This is a genomic window from Caballeronia sp. AZ1_KS37, from assembly GCF_023631165.1.
GTDB lineage: Bacteria > Pseudomonadota > Gammaproteobacteria > Burkholderiales > Burkholderiaceae > Caballeronia > Caballeronia zhejiangensis.
Window position 1 is genome coordinate 237739 of sequence record NZ_JALQDP010000030.1, and the last position, 18715, is coordinate 256453.

The window sequence follows — 18715 nt, forward strand, 5'->3', positions numbered from 1 at the left end:
TACAGACTTAGGAAAACTCCCGCAAAATTCTGACTAATTCCTATTTCCACCGACGGCAAGGGGAAACGTTTGCGCGGAACAATCGCTCGGCATGCGTTCGCAGCCACTCACACGCGGGGTTACGCGTTTCGCGGACCTTGCGTAGATTGAGTTCTCCCAGTGCATTCAGGCAAACGAGGTCAGCGATGGACTCCACCCCAATCGAATATCGAGGCTGTGAGCTTTCGGTCATCGTCCAGCATCGGGCTGGAGAATTCGTCGCGACGCTTCTGATCGAGCGGCCGGGCGGCGTGCGGCGCGCGATCGGGCCGATGCGCGCGTTTGCGACGGCGCAGGCCGCCGCGAACTTCGCGTTCGAATGCGGCAAGGCGGAACTCGACGGCGCATCCGCGATGCGCGCGCCGCGCGTCGCGGTGTCGGGCTGATGCCGTCGCTCAGGCGCCGCTCGTGCGCGGCTCGCCCGAAGTCGCCGCCGCGGCGCCGTCCGGCGTCGCCGGATGCCGCGCGCGATACACCGCGAGCGCGCACACGCTGACCGCAGCGATCGCGACCGGCCCGGCTACCGCTTCGAAAATGCGCGGCGGCAACCAGGGCGCGCCGAGCATCGCGCCGCCCGTGCCGGTGCCCGTCACAAAGAGCGCACTCAGCGACAGCCACGCGAGCGCCGGTTTCCCCGCGAGATGTCCGAACGACGCGAGACTCGACGTCGCGCACACGAACGCCGCCGCGAGCAGCTACTGCGGATTGACAAGAACACGCGCAATAACAAGAACACGCGCAATAGCATCGCTGACCGCGCCGTCGACCCGTCTCAAGAAATGCTGAGAATCGGCCTATTCCTAGGGGCAATCCGCTGATTTGACGCAATAATTTACAAATCCACGAGACGGGCCGGATAAGCTCGGATGTTCCATCCGGGCGGGTCGTCCGTATCTGCTCGCTTTCCGTCTTCCGACTGTTGAACCGCCATGGTGACTCTGGTTAGCTGTTTCTCCGATCGCAACGCGACATCATCGCTCGACAATCACATCGAATATTGCCGGCGCGCGAACGCGAAGCATCGTTTCGAGCCGATATCCGGCTGCGTCGATTCGCTCGAATTGCGCACGCTCTATAAATACCAGTTGCTGAACGACGTACTGCGGGAGGCCGAAGAGGGCGAACTCGTCATTTTCGCCACGGAAAACGCGTTGTTCCTCCGCTTTCACGACTTCGAGCCGATCATGGCGGACCGCGACGTCCTGGTCACGAAAGGGCATTTCGGCATCAACACCGAGATGTTCGTGCTGCGAAACAATGAAGAGAACCGGCGCATGATTCGTGGCTTCGCCGCGCAATGCCGCAAATACTTCGAATACGGCAAGTTCGTCACGGAGGAGGAACTGCTCGAAGCCCTGCCGACCGTGCCCGACTGGGACGACCTGAACGGCGTGGTGCCGATCGCGTCGATGTGGGCGAGCCAGCATCCGGATATTCGTGGCCGCGAAGTCGTCGCGGTGTCGATCGTCTACACGCCGCGCCTTTACAGCAAGTACGGGCCGCTGTGGCGCGCGGTGTTCGCGCGGCATGTGAGCGCGTGTCACGCGTCAGGCGATCTTCGCTTTTTCGACGATGCAGCGCCGATGTCGAGCGATTCAAACGAGCCGCTTTCGGTGTATCAGCCGGGACGTCCGATCGCGGTCGTGATGCTCTATACGCCCAACATCGCGAGCTATGCGCGCTTCGGCGAAGCGAGTCTGCGTGCGTACTGCGAGCAGCACGGTTATACGCTTTACGTGCATCGCGAAGTGCCGGCCGATTTCGGCCGCGATGCGTGCGGCAACTGGGCCAAGCCTTTTCTTCTCAGCAAGTACCTGCCGCAGCATGAATGGGTTTTCTGGATGGACGCGGACATCATCGCGATGAACCGGAGCGTGAAACTGGAGAAGTTCACCGAAGGGCGCGAACGCGTGCTGACCGCGGACATCTGCGGCTGGCGTTTCAATTCGGGCGTAATGGGCTTTCGCAACACCGAGGCGAATACGAACGTGCTCGACGCCGTGCTCGCGAAGGTGCGCGAGATCGAGGACATCCAGTACACGTTTTCGAGTCAGGGCGACCAGTATGTGTTCATGGAGCAACTGATCGCGCACGGTCTGTGTCCCGAGATGGATTCGCCCGAACTCGTGAGCTTTCGCGAACTGAACACGCCCTGGTATTACGCGGACCGGAACACGTTCCTCTGTCACTTTCACGGCCTGAGCACCGAGATGCGGGCGCTGTTCATGTCGATGGATTCGGTGCCGGAAGGCGGCTTCGAAGCCATCGAACATGCGGCGCCGCGCACGCCGCTCCTGATCCGCAAACCCGCGTGATCGCGGCTTACGCGCCGGCCATCTTTCTCATCAGGCGCACGCGGGGATCGACTGCTTCCTGCAGCGCCGGCTCCTCCGCGAAATGCCAGGCGAGGCTGCGCGCACGCACGCGGCGCGTCGGCTTGACGTGCTGACGCCGGCGCACCAGCGAGCGCACGGCGCGCCCCAGCGCCAGATCGATGGCTCCGCGCCAGTCGCGCGCAATCGACGTCGCGACGACCTTGTTTTCCCGATTCAACTGCACTTCCACCTGACAGCGCTTGTCGACGCCGCCGCGCGGCCCGTTGATGTCCGACAAGCTGACGGTCGCCTTCGAGATCAGCCACGCGAGACGGCGAAAGACGAATTCGCTGCGCGCTTTCGCAAGCTCGTGCATCGCAATGGCTTCGGGGTCGCGGGACTTGAACAGGACTTTCATTGACGCCTCCTCGTTGAACATGGGTTCAGCGTAAAGGCCGGTCGCGATCCGAAAAAGCAGATTGAACGGAACGTGAGCTTCGAAAAAACCGAAGTTAGCTCGTGGCTCGCGCAAGCACCTGCTGAGTCAACGGATGATGCCGTCCGCGCCGCGACACGATCGCGTGCACTTCCTCTTTCACGTCCGGCGAGCGGCCGAGCCAGCGCAGTCCGCGCAACAGCGGCGCATCGCCCGCGCCGAATTCCGCGAGCGGAAACACCCCGAGGCCGCGCGCGCCGAACACGGCCATCAGCGCACTGTCCTCGAATTCGCCGACGATGCGCGGCGCGATGCCTTGCGCCTCCAGCCATCGATCGAGCCTTGCCCGCAGCGACGAATGGCCGGTCGGCAAAAGAATGGGCAGCGACGCGAGACTTTCAGGGAAACGATCGATCGCGCTCTTGCGCACGATCGAAGCCGGCCCGTACCAGTCGACCGGCGAGGCGATCAGCCGCTCGCTCGTGAGACGCAGATTGTGATTGTGCGGCGCGGGGTGGCTCGCGAGCACGAGATCGAGCCGATGCAGCGCCAGTTCGCCGAGCAGTTCGTCGGTCTCGCCTTCGTGACACAGAAGACGCAGCGACGGATTGCCGAGCACTGGCGCGAGCAGCGCGTGCGCAGCAAGCTTCGAAATGCCATCCGACAGGCCGACCGCGAGACGCGCGAGCGCGCCGCTCGCCGCCTCGCGCACTTCGTCCTGAATCGACTGCCCAATATGAAAGATTTCCTCCGCACGCGCGAAGGCCACCTGTCCCGCTTCGGTCATCGTGACGCCGCGGCCTTCCGGCTTGAGCAGTTGATGCCCGAGCGATTTTTCCAGCTCACGCACTTGCGCGCTGATGGTTTGAACCGCCATGTCGAGCCGTTCCGCTGCGCGCGCGAACCCGCCTTCCTTCACGACAACCCAGAAATAATGCAGATGACGATAGTTGAGCATGTGCCGTGCGTCCTTTTCGATACATCGAAAAAACCGAAGTAGGGCTTCGATTATCGCTGATTTTTTCGAGTACGAGTTCAGCCGATTATGGCGCGATACGTTCAATCAAAAACCCTGTTACTCATGGAATATCTCCTTTCGCTCGCCGCCGATCCCGCCGTCTGGGCCGCGCTCGTCACGCTGATCGTGATGGAAGTCGTGCTCGGCATCGACAATCTCGTCTTCATTTCGATTCTCAGCAACAAGCTGCCCGTGGCGCAACGCGCGCGCACGCAGCGCATCGGCATCATGCTCGCGCTCGTCATGCGGCTCGCGCTGCTCGGCACGGTCGCGTGGATCGCGCAACTGACCACGCCGGTGTTCTCCATGTTCGATCATGCGTTCTCGTGGCGCGACATCATCCTGCTCGCGGGCGGCCTGTTCCTCGTCTGGAAGGCGACCACGGAGATGCGTCATCACGTCGGACGCGAGCACGATGTCGTGCCCGGCGTCGCGTCGAGCGTCGGCGGCATGACGGCGTGGGCTGCGATCGGCCAGATCCTGCTGCTCGATCTCGTGTTTTCCGTCGACAGCATCATTACGGCGGTCGGCATGACCGAGCATCTGCCGATCATGTTTATCGCCGTCATCTTCGCCGTCGCGACAATGCTGTTCGCCGCGCAACCGCTGTCGCGTTTCATCGAACGCAATCCGACGGTCGTGACGCTCGCGCTCTCGTTCCTGCTCGTGATCGCGATGACGCTGATCGCCGAGGGTTTCGGCACGCACGTGCCGAAGGGCTACATCTACGCGGCGATGGGCTTCGCGGGATTCGTCGAAGGTTTGAACCTGCTTGCAAGGCGCGCGAAGGGCAAGCGCGAGGCGAGCGTTCCCGCGCGTAATTCCGCTTGCTTCTCGTCGTCCGAGTGACTACGTTATTCGTTAGCGAACGTCTAAATTCTTTCGGGTCCCGAAATAATCAACCGACAAATTCGCGCGCGTCGCGGCCATGGCGACCAATCGTCGGCGGAATGCAGGCGACAGGAGCGAAGATGAGCCCGCATTGGGAGATCAGCACGGTGAGCGAAGCGTTCGAGCCCATCGCGCGGATCGATCCATACATCGTGTGGGCGCACGCGACGCGCTATCGCGATCTCGGCGGCATGCCGCGCGGCCGAATTCCCATCGCCATCGAGATGAAGCAGGGCGGCGAGACCGCGCAGCAGTTCGCGCAGACGATCGAGCGTAACGGCTGGCAACGCTGGATCTGGATGTCGGCGCTCTATCGCCATCCGCCCGCGGGGCTCGAAGCGACGCGCTTCTGCACGGCTCACGTGACGCGCGAATTCTTCGCGCATCTGAACACCGATCTCGCGGGCAAGTTCGAGCGCTTCACGGAGGCGCTGGCGATTTCAACGCACGTCGATGCGCGTACGGAACGCGTGCCTGCCGATCATGCACCGATGCGCGAAGGGCTGGGCAATGCGATCGTCGGCGTGTGCGATGAAGATATCGCGTTCACGCATCCGCGATTCTCCGAGGATGCAAACGGAACGCGCACGCGCTTTCAATGCTTCTGGAATCAGAACGATCCCGCCGACTCCGCAGCCGGGCTCGGTTACGGAAGCGAGCTGCTCAAACATCAGATGGACGCGCTTCTGGGCGACGCGCGCCTTCATGCGGAAGCGGCGGGCGCATGCATGTACGATCCGTCGCGCACGCAATCGACAGCCGATTGCGACGCGCCCTTGCCGATGATCGGCGTACAACTCAAACGACGCTATCGCACGATGCGCGACGCGTTCGGCCCTTGCCCCGATGCGGAAGTACTCGACGCCGTCCGCTATGTCGTGCAGCGCGCGCAGGACATCGGCAGTGCGGCGTGTCATGCGCTCGTCAGTCTGAATATCGGCAATGTCGCGTGGCAGCAGGACGGCAGCTCGCTCATCGAATGCGCGCTCGACGAACTGATGGACAGCGGCGCATGCTCGGTCGTGCTTCCGTCCGGCAATGTCGACTTGTCGCGCTGTCGCGGTGCATCGACGCTCGCGGAGCGCGCGGAATCGGAGTGGCGCTGGCGCGTGCGCGCGCATTCCGAATCGCCGAGTCTCGCGGAAATCTGGTTGTCGACCGATGATGGAACGCCTGGCGTCGACGTGCAGATCGTGCCGCCCGACGACGTCGCGAGTGCATGGATCGGGCTCGGCAACGTCGGCACGTTTACGCGCGGCGGCGATCCCGTGTGCACCGTCGTGCATCTCGGGCGCGGCGCGCGCGGCGAAGGGCACATGATCCTCGTCGCGCTCGCGCCGACCGCCACGCGCAGCGGCGTGCGCCGCGCGACCGCGGGCGAGTGGCTCATCCGCCTGAGGAACAACGCGCGCGCGACCGTCACGGCCTATGCGTGGATGCAGCGCGACGAAACATGGGCGCGCGATCCTGCTCAACCGCGCGCATGAAGCGCGATGATCTCCTGAAGATCGAGGTCGTGCTCCAGCGAATGCAGAAGCTCATCGTGGATTTCCCCCGCGCGATGCATCCGCAGCAACTCCGTGCGCCCGGCGGCAATCGCGGCGAGCACGACGTCGTAGTGCGCGTGGCGGGCATCCGTCGGGAACTCCTCCATGTCCTCGAAGCGCTTCGTGAGTCCCGCGCGATACGTGTATTGCTCGAGCAGTCGCGGATGGATCACATTGCCATCGGCGTCGTGCACCAGTGGCTGGATCGCCGCCAGTTGCGCGGTCTCCATGCGCGCCCACGCCTGAGGCTCGCTGAGATGGCGTGACGAGCGCTCGTGACCGCGCGTGAGCGACAACAGCGCGATGAGCGGGCCGATTGTCGCGCCCTGCAGGAGCACGGTGACGAGAATCACCGCGAAGCCGGCAAAGACAATCAGATCGCGGCCGGGCATCGTCTCGGGCAACGAAAGTGCGACGGCAAGCGTCACCACGCCGCGCATGCCGGCCCAACTGACGACCGTGGCCGCGCGCCAGTCGGGAACGCCTGCGGCGTCCGCGCGCTTGCGTCCGGTGACGGTCCACGCGAGCCACTTCATCGCCTCGACGCCGAACACCCAGATAAAGCGCGAAAGGATCACGACCGCGATCACCGCCGCCGTCGCGGGTCCGAGGAGCGAGAATGCATCGCCGACGCCGCCGAGCCGCACCGCGATGCCGCGCAGCGACAGTCCGATCAGCACGAACACGAGCGCTTCCAGCACGAACACGACAACCTGCCAGAACGCCGTGCCGCGCATGCGCTGCGCCGCCGTGAACACTTCGTGCTGGTGCCAGCCGACGACCATGCCGCACGTGACCGTCGCGATGACGCTCGATACGCCGAGCTCCTCGCCCGCGATATAGCTGACCCACGACGTCAGCATCGACGTGGTGATGACGAGGTAATCGTCCTCGAGCGCGCGCATGAGCTTCACCGCGATGAAGCCCGCGACGATCCCGACGACGATGCCGCCGATCGCCAGCCCCGCGAAGCTCGCGACGGCGCGTGGCGCGCTGAACACGCCGCTCATCGCGGCCACGAGCGCGAAGCGGAAGAGCACGAGGCTGGCGGCGTCGTTGAGCAGGCTTTCGCCTTCGAGCAGCACCATCAGCCGACGCGGCAGCGCGACGCGCTCCAGCACGGCCTTGGCGGCGACCGCGTCGGGCGGCGAGACGACCGCGCCGAGCGCGAAGCACGCGGCCCAGGGAAGTTGCGGCACGACGAGATGTACCGCGACGCCGACGACGAGCGTCGTGAACGCGACCGCGCCGATCGCGAGCAGCAGAATGCCGCTCAGGTTCCGCTTGAAGTCGTCCCACACGAAGAAGTACGCGCCGTACATCAGGAGCGGCGGCAGGAACACGACGAGCACGAGCTCCGGGTCGAGCTCGAATTGCGGCAGGCCCGGCACGAACGCCATCGCGACGCCGCCGACGAGCAGTGCGGCCGCGGGTGGCAGGCGCACGCGCTTGGCGAGCACTTCGAGCGCGATGATGGCGATCAAGGAGACGAGCACCAGATTGAATGCCGTAGCGGCGTGCATGGAATGTCCTCGGATTGTTTGGGATTTTTTTGCGGCAGTGCGCGGCGGCCCACGCAGATGACACGCCTCGCGCTGCTACCATCGACGCGGGACCGGGCCGCGAGCCGGGGTCATCGTATCCGAAAGGGAGGAGTAATGAGACGAAAGTCGTCGGGCGTGGCTGTGGCGGCCGTTCTGGTGGGCGTCGCCGTGGCGGCTGTGGTCTATATCGCGAGCTTCGGCCGTTCGCGTCATGCGGATGCCCCCGTGCCGACGCCTTCCGTGCTCGCCGCGCAAGACGGCGCCGCGAGCGCGGCCGCTTTCGGCGACGCGCCGAAGCATCAGGAGACCGCACCGGGCGACCGGACCGCCGCGCGCTGATTCGCACTGTCTAGCGTTTGTCGCACGCATCGTAGCGGTCGCGTTCGACAGGAATATGACTTGCTCGATCTCCGACGATGTCATTCCACGCTCGTCGGGAGCACTTCGCGATGGGACACCATCCTGAGCAGATTCCACCGGCCGCGCTGCCCGTCGACGGGCGCGGCATGATCGGCAACATGAAGACGGCGGCGCTCGTGTCGCTTTGCGGCGCAATCGACTTCATGTGTTTCCCGCGCATCGACTCGCCCACGGTCTTCGCCGCCCTGCTCGATGGCGATCGCGGCGGCGCTTTCGCCATCACGCCGCGCGCGCCCAACGCGAACGTCAAGCAGATGTATCTGCCCGAAACGAACGTGCTCCTCACGCGTTTCATGACCGGCGACGGCGTGTGCGAGCTGCTCGATCTGATGCCGGTCGCATCGAACGGGACGCGCGCCGATGCGTTGCCGAACTGCGTGCTGCGCATCGTGCGGCTCGTCTTCGGACGCATGACGCTCGACGTGCGCTGCGATCCGCGCTTCGATTACGCGCGCGCGAAGCACACGGCCCATGCGGTGGAGAAGGGCGTCGAATTCATGCGCGACGACGGTGCGCCGTCGTTGCGGCTGCGCTCGAATGTGCCGCTTACGATCGACGGCCAGAGCGCATGCGCGACGCTGAATTTGGAAGAAGGCGCTTGCGCCTGCTTCGTGCTCGGCGAGGCCGAAGGGCTCGCCGACATCGACGCGAATCACGACTCGATCCTCACCGAGACCATCGATTACTGGAAGGAATGGTCGTCGCGTTCGACGTATCGCGGGCGCTATCGCGAAGTCGTGCTGCGCTCGGCGTTGACCTTGAAGATGTTGAGTTCGGAAGAATTCGGCGCGATCGTCGCCGCGCCGACCTTCGGCTTGCCCGAGGCGCAGGACGGTTCGCGCCGCTGGGATTATCGCTTCACGTGGATACGCGACGCCGCGTTCTCCGTCTACGCGCTGCTGCGCCTCGGCTACACCGGCGAGGCGGAACGCTTCATGAAGTGGATCGCCGAGCGCAGCCGCGATTGCAGCGCGCACGGCCAGTTGCGTGTGATGTATTCCGTCGATGGCGCCGACGCGCCCGAAGAAAGCGAGCTGAAGAGTCTCGTCGGCGAAGTGCCGGGACGGATCGTGATCGGCAACGGAGCGCGCGAGCAGGTTCAGCTCGATGTCTACGGCGCGCTGCTCGATTCCGTCTATCTCTACAACAAGTACGGCGCGGCCATCTCCTACGATGGCTGGCGTCACGTGACGCGCACAGTCGATTACGTCGTCGAACACTGGCGCGAGCCGGACAACGGCATCTGGGAGTTTCGCAACGGCACGCGCGCATTGCTGCATTCGCGTCTGATGTGCTGGGTGACGGTGGATCGCGCGCTGCGGCTTGCAGAAAAGCGCTCGTTGCCCGCGGCGCTTGCGCGCTGGTTCGAAACGCGCGATGAAATCCATCGCGACATTCACGAACAGTTCTGGAACGACGACATCGAGAGTTTCGTGCAGACGCCCGGCTCCGACACGCTCGACGCCTCTGCATTGATGATGCCGCTCGTGCGCTTCATCGGCCCGAAAGATCCGCGCTGGATCGGCACGCTCGATGCAATCGGCCGCGAGTTGCGCGTCGATCCGCTGATCTTCCGCTATACGCGCGGCTCGACGCTCGATGGCTTGCCCGGCACCGAGGGCGGCTTCTCGGCCTGCTCGTTCTGGTATGCGGAGGCGCTCGCGCGCGCCGGACGTGTCGACGAAGGCCGGCTCGTGTTCGAGAAGATGCTCGCCTACACGAATCATCTCGGGCTCTTCTCGGAGGAAGTGGCGACGAGCGGCGAGGCGCTCGGCAATTTTCCGCAGGCGCTGACGCATCTCGCGCTCATCAGCGCGGCGTATCAGCTCGACAGGAATCTCGATCGCGTGCACGTTCCCTGGACGTGATCGCATGAAGAGAAGAGGACGGGCGCGACCCCGTCCTTTGCCGATCAGTCGTACAGCACGGCGGCGATCTTCGGATCGTTCATGTTGGACTTGTCGTACCAGTAGAAGCCGGTATCGACCTTCTTCGGCAGCTTTTCGCCCTTGAGCGCCTTCATCGCCGAATCGACGACGCACCTGCCGATGCCGACCGGATTCTGCGTGATCGCACCCGCCATGAGGCCCGACATGATGTCTTCCTTCTGCTCCTTGCCCGAGTCGTAGCCAATCAGCACGAGCTTCTTGCCCGATTCCTTGATGCCGATAGCCGCGCCCGCGGCCGAACCTTCATTGGCGCCGAAGATGCCCTTGATGTTCGGATTGGCCTGAATCATCGCCTTCGCGATCTCCGCCGACTTCAGATGATCGCCGCCGCCATACTGCACCGATACGATCTTGATGTTCGGATGCTTGGACTTCATCTGATTGAGGAAGCCGTCGCGCCGGTCGATGCCGGTGCGGCTCGTCTGATCGTGAACGATGACGCCCACTTCGCCCGCATTGCCGATGGCTTCCGCCATCTTGTCGGCGGCGAGCGCGGCGGCGGCGAGATTGTCGGTGGCGCAGGTGGTGAGCGGAATGTCGCTATCCACGCCCGAGTCGAATGCGATCACCGGAATCTTCTGGTTCTGCGCCCGCTTGAGCAGCGGAACGGCGGCCTTGCTGTCGAGCGCGGCGATGCCGATCGCCTGCGGCTTCTTCGCGAGCGCTGCGGAGAGCATGTCGATTTGCTTGTCGACCATCGCTTCGGTTTCGGGGCCTTCGAACGTGATGCGCGCTTTCTGCTCTTTCGCGGCCTGTTCCGCGCCCGATTTCACGGCTTGCCAGAACTGATGCTGGAAGCCTTTCGATATCAGCGGAATATACGGCTCGTCCGCATACGCGGCGCTCGTTGCGCCGACGAGCGCGCCCGCTCCGATCAGTGCGCCGATGATTCTTCTTTTCAGCATGATGGATCTCCTCCAAAGGTCAGGTTATCGATTTGTGCTCGCCGTGCGAGCTTTGATGCTCCCTGTCACGCTCCGCCTTTCTTGCGCCGCAGAATGTCCGCATAGACCGCGAGAATGATGATGAGGCCGGTCACGACGATCTGCCATTCCTGAGCGACCGACATGATGCGCAAGCCGTTGGTCAGCACGCTCATGATGAACGCGCCGATGATCGTGCCGAGTATCGTTCCCGAGCCGCCCGATAGCGACGTGCCGCCGATGACGACCGCCGCGATCGCATCGAGTTCGTAGCCTTGTCCGAGCGCGGGCTGCGCCGAATTCAGCCGCGAGGCGATAAGCAGTCCGGCGATGCCGCAAATCGCGCCGCCCAGACCGTAGATGGCGATCTTCCATCGGTCCACGTTCACGCCCGAAAGACGCACCGCTTCCTCGTTGCTGCCGAGCGCGAACGTATAGCGCCCGAGCGCGGTGCGATTGAGCGTGATGGCGCTCGCAATCGCGAGAAAGAACAGGATCAGCACCGCGTTCGGAATCGGCACGCTCGGCAGGAAATAACCGATAAGCGAGTCCTGCGAGATCATGTAGAAGTTTTCGGTGTCGGTGAAGTAGATCGGCTTGTCGGACGCGACGACGAGCGATAAGCCCTTCAGCAGCATCATCATGCCGAGCGTCGCGATGAAGGGCGGGATCTTCATCTTCGCGGTCAGCGTGCCCGAGATGGTTCCGCATATCGCGCCGGTGACAATCGCGGCGATCACGCCGATCCACATCGGCAAATGCCAGTAGGTGAGGAACACGCCGCATATCACGGCGGTGAAGGTCATCAACGTGCCGACGGACAAGTCGATGCCGCCCGTGATGATGACGAACGTGGCCGCGATCGCGAGCACGCCGTTGACCGCCGTCGCCTGCAGGATGCCGAGGATGTTGTCCATCTGCATGAACGCGGGCGACGCGAAGCTGAAGAACGCCAGCAGCAGGATGAGGCTCGCGAACGCCAGCAGCTTCTGCAATGCAGTAGGCGAAAACACGCGCGCGCGCAGGCCGCCAATGCGTCGTTCGTTGGTGAGCGGCGCGGTATCCGTGGGTTGTGTCATGAGTTGACCTCGTGTGTTCGAAAGTCCGGCTTATGCCGCTTGCAAAGATTCGCGCCGCGTCGCGAGCTGCATGATGCGCTCTTGCGTCGCTTCGCCCGATGACAGCTCTCCGGTGATGCGCCCCTCGCACATCACGACGATGCGATCGCTCATGCGCAGCACTTCCGGAAGCTCCGACGAAATCATCACGATGGCCTTTCCTTCCTGCGCCAGCGCGCGCAACAGCTTGTAGATCTCGCTCTTCGCGCCGACATCGATGCCGCGCGTCGGCTCATCGAAGAACAGCACGTCGCAATCGCGCTCGAGCCACTTTGCGATGACGATCTTCTGCTGATTGCCGCCCGAAAGCAGGCGCGCGGGCTGAGTAGGCGAGGGCGTGCGGATCGCGAGCAGCTTGATGAAATGCGCGGCCGTCTTGCGAATCTTCGCGCGGCGCAGGAACATGCGGCCCGCGAGAAACTTGCCGAGGTTCGACATCACGATGTTCGATTCGACGTCCATGCCCGTTGCGAGACCGAAGCGCTTGCGGTCTTCCGACAGGTAGCCGATGCCGCGCCTCACCGCATCGCTCGGCTTTCTGATCGCGGCCTTCGCGCCTTTGACGAAAATCTCTCCTGATTCCACCGGGTCCGCGCCGAACACCGCGCGCGCGACTTCGGTGCGACCCGCGCCCATCAGGCCGGCGAAGCCGAGGATTTCACCGCGATGCAACTTGAAACTGACGTCCCGTACCAGCGGCCCGGCGTTCAGATGACGCACCTCGAGCGCCACTTCGCCCTGATGCGCGCCGCCGAGAAACGACGTGAGGTCGGTGAGCGTTCTGCCGACCATCATGCCGATGATCGTCTCGACGCTCGTCTCATGCGTGTTCACGGTCGCGACATATTCGCCGTCGCGCATCACGGTCACGCGGTCGGAAATCTGCTTCAACTCGTCCATCTTGTGCGAGATATAGACGATGCCGACACCGCGCTCCTTCAACTGCCGGATGATGCGAAACAGCTCGGCGATTTCCGCATCGTTGAGCGCGGAAGTCGGCTCGTCCATGATGAGCACGCGCGATTCGAAGGACAGCGCCTTGGCGATCTCGACCATCTGCTGGCTCGCGACCGTGAGCGTGCCGACGACAGTGCGCGGATCGAGATTCACATGCATGCGTGCGAGAATCGCGCGGGCGTCGTCGTTGAGCTTGTCTTCGTCGAGCAACAAGCCCATGAGCTTGCGAGGCTCGCGGCCGATGAAGATGTTCTGCGCGATCGTCAGATGATTCATCAGTTGCAGTTCCTGATGAATGATGCCGATGCCCGATGCCTGCGCCTCGCGTGGACTCGTGAAGTCGACCGGCTTGCCGTCGACGAACATGTCGCCGGAATCGCGCGTGTACACGCCCGCGAGAATCTTCATGAGCGTGGACTTGCCCGCGCCGTTTTCGCCCATCAACGCATGGACCTCGCCCGGCATGACGTCGAAGCGCACTTCATGCAGCGCGCGCACGCCCGGAAAGCGCTTGCTCAACTGATTGACGGAGATGAGGGGTGTCATGGATGTGGCATGAATGCTCGGTTTCGTTGGACCTGTCATACGTGCGTCGAACGGCTATGGCGCGAACTGGTCGGGCCGTTCCTGCGCCGAACGGCGCAATTCCGCGACGACCTGATCGAGATGATCGTGCATCGCCTTCGCGGCAGTGTCGGCGTCGCCGCTGCGAATGGCGTCGAAGATGCGTTCGTGTTCATCGAGCGTATGGACGAGGCGCTCCGGACTCGCGAGAAGCTGTCTCGCGCGATCGAGCGCGCTGCGCGACACGGCGACGATCTCCTTCACGCGCGGCAGGTTGATCGCGTCGAGCAGGATTTCGTGGAAGGCGAGATCGAGCGTATGGAAGGCGAGACGCTGATCGGTCTTCAGCATCATCCGTTGCTGTTCGAGATTGAGCGCGAGCGCGTCGAGCGTCGCGGCCTCGCGAATGCGGGCGACGCCGCGCACCGTCTCGACTTCGAGCGCGCTGCGAATGAACAGATGCTGATGAATGTCTTCGAGCGCGATGGGCTTCACGCGCGTGCCGCGCTGCGGCAACACTTCGACAAGACCTGCGTGCTCGAGCCGGGCCAGCGCGGCGGAAACCGGAAATCGCGAGACGCCCATGCGCTCGCAGACGGCCAGTTTGTCGATCATCATCCCAGGCTCCAGCGCCAGCGTGACGATAGCTTCCCGCAACGCTGCCTCGACTGCATCGGTCAGGCTGCCGCGTTCGCCGCTGCCGATCTTGTGCAGTGCATCATAGGGAGTGCTGACGGTCGTCGCTGTATCGAGAGACGTGTTCACCGGCGCTTGATTTTCGAGATGGATGCTAGCATGCTAGAAAGCATCGACGGCGTTGTCAACGCGTGCATATGCCTAGTTCGAAGATTGGGACGTAGCGACTTTTTCATCGGTTAAATCGCAGACTCGACTTGGTCGACGACGCTTTCGGAGGGCGTTCATATGACAACGATCACCAGGCTGTCCGTGAGGGACATTCGCTTTCCCACATCGCGTTCGCTCGATGGCTCGGATGCGATGAACGCGGCGCCGGACTATTCCGCTACCTACGTCACGCTCGAAACCGATTCACCGGAAGGGCACACGGGCCACGGCCTGACGTTCACGATCGGCCGTGGCAACGAGATCTGCGTGGCAGCCGTGAATGCGCTGGCGCCGCAAATCGTAGGGAAGAAGCTCGCGGACATCACCGCGAACATGGGTGCGTTCTGGCGTGAATTCACGTCGGATAGCCAGTTGCGGTGGATCGGCCCGGACAAGGGCGCGATCCATCTCGCGACGGCCGCGGTCGTCAACGCGGCATGGGACCTGTGGGCGAAGTCGGAGGGCAAGCCGGTGTGGAAGCTGCTCGTCGACATGACGCCGGAAGAGCTCGTGCGTTGCCTCGACTTCCGTTACGTGACCGACGCCATCACGCCGTATGAGGCTATCGCGATTCTGAAGCGTCATGAAAAGACGCGCGGCGAACGTGTGAAGGAAATGCTCGAACAAGGTTATCCGGGCTATACGACGTCGGCGGGCTGGCTTGGCTACGACGACGACAAGATCCGCCGGCTCGCGCGTGAAGGCGTCGCGCAAGGATGGACGCATTTCAAGCAGAAGGTCGGCGGAAACATCGAGGAAGACGTGCGGCGCGCGCGCATCTTGCGTGAAGAGATCGGCGAAAAATCGAAGCTGATGATGGACGCCAATCAGGTATGGGACGTCGACGAAGCCGTGACCAACATGCGACGTCTCGCGGAGTTCAATCCATGGTGGATCGAAGAGCCGACGAGTCCCGACGATGTGCTCGGGCACGCGGCCATCCGCCAGCGCCTGAGTCCGCTGATCGGCGTGGCGACGGGCGAGCACTGCCAGAACCGCGTGATGTTCAAGCAGCTATTGCAGGCCGAGGCGATCGACTTCTGTCAGATCGACAGTTGCCGTCTTGGCGGGCTGAACGAGGTGATCGTCGTGCTGCTGATGGCGGCGAAGTTCGGCGTGCCGGTGTGTCCGCATGCGGGCGGCGTCGGGCTGTGTGAGTACGTGCAGCACATTTCGATCTTCGACTATGTTTGCGTGTCGGCGTCGCTGGAGAATCGCGTGCTCGAATATGTCGATCATCTGCACGAGCATTTTGTCGATCCGGTCGTGATTCGCAATGGGCGATACATGCCGCCGCAGAAACCGGGCTACAGCATCGAGATGAAAGCGGCGTCGCTCGACAGGCATCGCTTTCCGGACGGTGAAGCGTGGCAGGGTTTGAAAAGGAGTTGATGATCGTTTGGCTACGGGCCGTGCGGGGTGATACCGGCGGCTCGTGGCGGCTGACGCGCGGTATGGCTGCGGTGTTTCCCACTTGGGACCTACAAACAGAACTCCGATAATTTGTGTTATGTAAACTGACGAAGTTGCGGTCGAGCGGTCTTCACGTCCGAAAAATCCTCGATCAAAAATTTTCGCCTGAGAATCCCCACAACGCGAAACTTTCCCCTATAATTCGCGGCTTCCGTAGGCTCGTAGCTCAGCTGGTTAGAGCACCACCTTGACATGGTGGGGGTCGTTGGTTCGAGTCCAATCGAGCCTACCAACGACATTCAGACGCACCGTCGCGATCGTATCGCCACGGTGCGTTTTCATTTCAGGCGCGTCAGTCCCAGCAGTTGCGGAATGCCACCGCGACGATCACCGGCACCGTCAGCACGAGCGGAATCGCGAAGTACGGCACTTCGAGATGGACGATCCACGTATAGATCAACCAGGCGACGCCCAATGCGAGCGTGGCAAGTCCGATGAGCGCCGTCAGCACGTTGAGCGTGCGTGGCGTCATCCGCTTGCGGGAGGCTTCTTTGCCCGACGGAGTTTCCATGGCAGCGGGCGCATTCGAGCGCGATACGAGTACGTCTCAATTTTATACCGCCGTGCTCGCCGTCGTATTCGAATTCTTTTGACGAAACCGTCCGCCAACATCAGCAATGAAGGGCCATGGGAAGACTTTCCGAATCGAACTCGATGTCGTCGGGCAGACGGAATGTCGTTCCCGAAACGATTCGGCGCGCGGTCCATAACGCCGCGAATGCGTCAAGCACGTCGTCCAGCGACGCTTGCGCGGGCTTGCGCGCCGCGAGCGCCGTATCGATCGAGCCGCCGAAGCATCGCACGAGCAACGCGCGACGCAATGCGAATCCCGATGCAATCGCCTTGCTTTCGCGCAGGCCGTGCGCCGGACCGCCCTGCTCCATTCGCAGATGCATGAAGCTCAACTCGGGATGCACTTCGAAGACGCGCACATCATCATCGGCGAGCGTGCGCAGCATGTCATCGACTTCTGCAATCTTGTTGCGAAGGTGAAATGCCTGAATGGAGATTCGTTTTCCGGTGACGGCCTGATTGACCGCACACGCTTCTTCATAGCTCGACGAGACTAAAGCCGCGCGAATCGGCGGCGTAAAGACAGAGCTTGCGCGCGGACGTCCGAGTATTTTTCGAGCGAGCGTGTCACACGTCCGAACGCCATTCGATGAAAGACCGATCGGCATATCCACAGCAACGATAGCATTCGCGCGCTTCCATTCGAGCAGATCTTCGAAGCGGCCGATAACTTTCGTCGCGATCGTTCCGGTGCGACCGCATTGCTTCGCGACGAACCAGCCCGCCTTGCAGCCATCGACTCCGTATAGATCGGCATGTACATCGCGCTTAATGTTCATGCTGCGATCGTATCAACGATCATGAAATCATGCGTATCTCTTGAACGCGGGAAAAAAGCCCGGCGGGAAATCGTTCCGGCCGGGTCAAAGCACGCCCCTGGAAATACTTAAAAGTTATGCCGTATGCCGAGCGTCACGGACAACTGGCGATCGCTGTTCGAATTCGGCAGATTGGGAATCTGCGCGTAATTCGCCGGTCCACCCGTCGCCGGATCGATGCCTAGTCCCGCGCCGACCGCCTTCTGCATGATCGCGACGCCATACAGCGCAGTACGCTTGGACAGCGCATAGTTCGCGCCGACGTTCACTTGATGAAAACGCGTCGATGAACCCCCGTCCGGCTTCGCATTGTTATAGATGTAGGCAAGCCCGAGTTGCAGGAACGGCGTCGCGGCATAAGTCAGATTCACTTCGCCGATATCGAACGCGATGTCGCGGCCCTGCGGATTAGCGCTATCGGCAAAGTACTGGCTATGCTCGAGACGACTATGCGTATAAGTCAGCGCGATAGTCGCCGGCCCGATTGCATAAGATGCGCCCGCGCCATACGCCTTCAACGCTTCCGCGTTCTGCAATTGACAATAGAGTGCCGACGGATTCGAACACGCGAAATCGCCGATGTAGCCGTTTGCTCCGCCCAAAGCCGCATCGAGCGGATTGTGCAGGTTCAGATAACCTGCGCTGATCGAGATGGGCAAACGCGTATAAGCCGCGGCGAACGAATATCCGCGCCGTTGCCCGAAGTCGCCTGCAATGCCGCCGAGGCTATAAGTGCCGCCCACCGAAAAGCCGTTCCAGTCCGGGCTCGTGTATTTGATCGCGTTGTTGAAGTTGAACGCTTCGTTAAGGTTATCGACGTCGCCGATATGCGAACCATAAAGCGTCGCCCACGAATTGCTCGATACGTAAGGCCCGAGGAAATCGCTATACGAGTCGTATTGACGTCCGAGGGACAACGTGCCGAACTGTTCGTGCGCGAGGCCCACCCAAGCCTGACGGTTGAATAGCGCCCCGCCCTGCACCAGGCTTCCCGTTCCCGTATAGAAACTGTTCTCCACGTTGAATTTCGCTTGCAAGCCGCCGCCGAGATCTTCCACACCGAGCAAGCCGAAGCGTGAAGGCACGAGATTGCCGCCGGAGAACGCGAAGTTATGCCCCGAACCGACGCTCCCGTCCGCATTGGTGACTTGCTGATTGGTCGTATAAGTCAGCCCTGCATCCACCGTTCCATACAGCGTCACATTGCTTTGCGCCGATGCGCTCGCGCACACGGCGAGCGCCGCTGTCGAGACAAGTTGCCGCGCGATCGTTTTAGTTGTCATG

Annotated in this window: 18 protein-coding genes and 1 tRNA gene; 8 read left to right on the forward strand and 11 right to left on the reverse strand. The window is 62.5% G+C overall.

Annotated features, from left to right (window positions below; genetic code table 11):
- Positions 1-185: 185 nt before the first annotated feature.
- Positions 186-425, forward strand: coding sequence for a hypothetical protein (locus NCS00_RS17325; protein ID WP_008353367.1), 240 nt, complete (start codon positions 186-188; stop codon positions 423-425).
- A 9-nt stretch (positions 426-434) separates the two neighbouring features.
- On the opposite strand, the gene NCS00_RS17330 is transcribed toward NCS00_RS17325, so the two are convergent.
- Complete coding sequence (locus NCS00_RS17330) at positions 435-716, reverse strand: hypothetical protein (protein ID WP_250440603.1); 282 nt, start codon at positions 714-716, stop codon at positions 435-437.
- A 252-nt stretch (positions 717-968) separates the two neighbouring features.
- On the opposite strand from NCS00_RS17330, the gene NCS00_RS17335 reads away from it, so the two are divergent.
- Positions 969-2354, forward strand: coding sequence for a glycosyltransferase family protein (locus NCS00_RS17335; protein WP_008353366.1), 1386 nt, complete (start codon positions 969-971; stop codon positions 2352-2354).
- Between the two features lie 7 nt (positions 2355-2361).
- Here the strand turns inward: NCS00_RS17335 and NCS00_RS17340 are convergent, their stop codons facing one another.
- Both NCS00_RS17340 and NCS00_RS17345 read right to left on the reverse strand, forming a co-directional pair.
- Complete coding sequence (locus NCS00_RS17340) at positions 2362-2772, reverse strand: HPF/RaiA family ribosome-associated protein (RefSeq protein WP_008353363.1); 411 nt, start codon at positions 2770-2772, stop codon at positions 2362-2364.
- Between the two features lie 94 nt (positions 2773-2866).
- Entirely contained in the window at positions 2867-3748 is an 882-nt protein-coding gene (locus NCS00_RS17345; RefSeq protein WP_008353361.1) for a LysR family transcriptional regulator, read from the reverse strand.
- A gap of 123 nt (positions 3749-3871) precedes the next feature.
- Here NCS00_RS17345 and NCS00_RS17350 point away from each other — a divergent pair, with 123 nt between their 5' ends.
- Complete coding sequence (locus NCS00_RS17350; RefSeq protein ID WP_008353360.1) at positions 3872-4657, forward strand: TerC family protein; 786 nt, start codon at positions 3872-3874, stop codon at positions 4655-4657.
- A gap of 122 nt (positions 4658-4779) precedes the next feature.
- Entirely contained in the window at positions 4780-6186 is a 1407-nt protein-coding gene (locus NCS00_RS17355; protein ID WP_250440604.1) for a S8/S53 family peptidase, read from the forward strand.
- On the opposite strand, the gene NCS00_RS17360 is transcribed toward NCS00_RS17355, so the two are convergent.
- Complete coding sequence (locus NCS00_RS17360; RefSeq protein WP_250440605.1) at positions 6171-7769, reverse strand: Na+/H+ antiporter; 1599 nt, start codon at positions 7767-7769, stop codon at positions 6171-6173. The genes NCS00_RS17355 and NCS00_RS17360 overlap by 16 nt on opposite strands.
- A gap of 135 nt (positions 7770-7904) precedes the next feature.
- Here NCS00_RS17360 and NCS00_RS17365 point away from each other — a divergent pair, with 135 nt between their 5' ends.
- Positions 7905-8129 (forward strand): hypothetical protein, encoded by a 225-nt coding sequence (locus tag NCS00_RS17365; protein WP_250440606.1) that lies wholly within the window; start codon positions 7905-7907, stop codon positions 8127-8129.
- Between the two features lie 110 nt (positions 8130-8239).
- Positions 8240-10078 (forward strand): glycoside hydrolase family 15 protein, encoded by a 1839-nt coding sequence (locus tag NCS00_RS17370; RefSeq protein WP_250440607.1) that lies wholly within the window; start codon positions 8240-8242, stop codon positions 10076-10078.
- 44 nt (positions 10079-10122) lie between these two features.
- Here the strand turns inward: NCS00_RS17370 and NCS00_RS17375 are convergent, their stop codons facing one another.
- From NCS00_RS17375 to NCS00_RS17390, 4 genes are all read right to left on the reverse strand, one after another.
- Entirely contained in the window at positions 10123-11064 is a 942-nt protein-coding gene (locus tag NCS00_RS17375) for an ABC transporter substrate-binding protein (RefSeq protein ID WP_008353355.1), read from the reverse strand.
- A gap of 65 nt (positions 11065-11129) precedes the next feature.
- Positions 11130-12161: an ABC transporter permease gene (locus tag NCS00_RS17380; protein WP_008353353.1), complete on the reverse strand. Its 1032-nt coding sequence runs from the start codon at positions 12159-12161 to the stop codon at positions 11130-11132.
- A gap of 30 nt (positions 12162-12191) precedes the next feature.
- On the reverse strand, positions 12192-13703 hold the full coding sequence (locus NCS00_RS17385) for a sugar ABC transporter ATP-binding protein (protein WP_008353351.1): 1512 nt from the start codon (positions 13701-13703) through the stop codon (positions 12192-12194).
- Between the two features lie 54 nt (positions 13704-13757).
- Entirely contained in the window at positions 13758-14486 is a 729-nt protein-coding gene (locus tag NCS00_RS17390) for a GntR family transcriptional regulator (RefSeq protein WP_175979340.1), read from the reverse strand.
- Between the two features lie 159 nt (positions 14487-14645).
- On the opposite strand from NCS00_RS17390, the gene NCS00_RS17395 reads away from it, so the two are divergent.
- Complete coding sequence (locus NCS00_RS17395) at positions 14646-15959, forward strand: L-fuconate dehydratase (RefSeq protein WP_250435765.1); 1314 nt, start codon at positions 14646-14648, stop codon at positions 15957-15959.
- A gap of 236 nt (positions 15960-16195) precedes the next feature.
- A tRNA-Val gene (locus NCS00_RS17400) sits at positions 16196-16272 on the forward strand.
- A 60-nt stretch (positions 16273-16332) separates the two neighbouring features.
- Here the strand turns inward: NCS00_RS17400 and NCS00_RS17405 are convergent.
- The 3 genes from NCS00_RS17405 to NCS00_RS17415 all read right to left on the reverse strand — a co-directional run bounded on the left by NCS00_RS17405 (position 16333) and on the right by NCS00_RS17415 (position 18714).
- The gene (locus tag NCS00_RS17405) at positions 16333-16551 is read right to left on the reverse strand and encodes a hypothetical protein (RefSeq protein ID WP_033536141.1); all 219 of its coding nucleotides are present in this window, start codon (positions 16549-16551) and stop codon (positions 16333-16335) included.
- 100 nt (positions 16552-16651) lie between these two features.
- Positions 16652-17392: a DUF429 domain-containing protein gene (locus NCS00_RS17410; RefSeq protein ID WP_250440608.1), complete on the reverse strand. Its 741-nt coding sequence runs from the start codon at positions 17390-17392 to the stop codon at positions 16652-16654.
- 107 nt (positions 17393-17499) lie between these two features.
- A complete protein-coding gene (locus NCS00_RS17415; protein WP_250435824.1) occupies positions 17500-18714 on the reverse strand; it encodes a porin in 1215 nt (404 codons plus the stop codon).
- Position 18715: the final 1 nt, after the last annotated feature.

What these genes read in the sequence shown, in the direction of transcription:
- NCS00_RS17370 (WP_250440607.1), top strand. Translation starts at nt 8,240, where the DNA reads ATGGGACACCATCCTGAGCAGATTCCACCGGCCGCGCTGCCCGTCGAC.
- NCS00_RS17350 (WP_008353360.1), top strand. Translation starts at nt 3,872, where the DNA reads ATGGAATATCTCCTTTCGCTCGCCGCCGATCCCGCCGTCTGGGCCGCG.
- NCS00_RS17380 (WP_008353353.1), bottom strand. Translation starts at nt 12,161, where the DNA reads ATGACACAACCCACGGATACCGCGCCGCTCACCAACGAACGACGCATT.
- NCS00_RS17405 (WP_033536141.1), bottom strand. Translation starts at nt 16,551, where the DNA reads ATGGAAACTCCGTCGGGCAAAGAAGCCTCCCGCAAGCGGATGACGCCA.
- NCS00_RS17385 (WP_008353351.1), bottom strand. Translation starts at nt 13,703, where the DNA reads ATGACACCCCTCATCTCCGTCAATCAGTTGAGCAAGCGCTTTCCGGGC.
- NCS00_RS17355 (WP_250440604.1), top strand. Translation starts at nt 4,780, where the DNA reads ATGAGCCCGCATTGGGAGATCAGCACGGTGAGCGAAGCGTTCGAGCCC.
- NCS00_RS17410 (WP_250440608.1), bottom strand. Translation starts at nt 17,392, where the DNA reads ATGAACATTAAGCGCGATGTACATGCCGATCTATACGGAGTCGATGGC.
- NCS00_RS17360 (WP_250440605.1), bottom strand. Translation starts at nt 7,769, where the DNA reads ATGCACGCCGCTACGGCATTCAATCTGGTGCTCGTCTCCTTGATCGCC.
- NCS00_RS17340 (WP_008353363.1), bottom strand. Translation starts at nt 2,772, where the DNA reads ATGAAAGTCCTGTTCAAGTCCCGCGACCCCGAAGCCATTGCGATGCAC.
- NCS00_RS17395 (WP_250435765.1), top strand. Translation starts at nt 14,646, where the DNA reads ATGACAACGATCACCAGGCTGTCCGTGAGGGACATTCGCTTTCCCACA.
- NCS00_RS17375 (WP_008353355.1), bottom strand. Translation starts at nt 11,064, where the DNA reads ATGCTGAAAAGAAGAATCATCGGCGCACTGATCGGAGCGGGCGCGCTC.
- NCS00_RS17345 (WP_008353361.1), bottom strand. Translation starts at nt 3,748, where the DNA reads ATGCTCAACTATCGTCATCTGCATTATTTCTGGGTTGTCGTGAAGGAA.
- NCS00_RS17415 (WP_250435824.1), bottom strand. Translation starts at nt 18,714, where the DNA reads ATGACAACTAAAACGATCGCGCGGCAACTTGTCTCGACAGCGGCGCTC.
- NCS00_RS17335 (WP_008353366.1), top strand. Translation starts at nt 969, where the DNA reads ATGGTGACTCTGGTTAGCTGTTTCTCCGATCGCAACGCGACATCATCG.
- NCS00_RS17365 (WP_250440606.1), top strand. Translation starts at nt 7,905, where the DNA reads ATGAGACGAAAGTCGTCGGGCGTGGCTGTGGCGGCCGTTCTGGTGGGC.
- NCS00_RS17325 (WP_008353367.1), top strand. Translation starts at nt 186, where the DNA reads ATGGACTCCACCCCAATCGAATATCGAGGCTGTGAGCTTTCGGTCATC.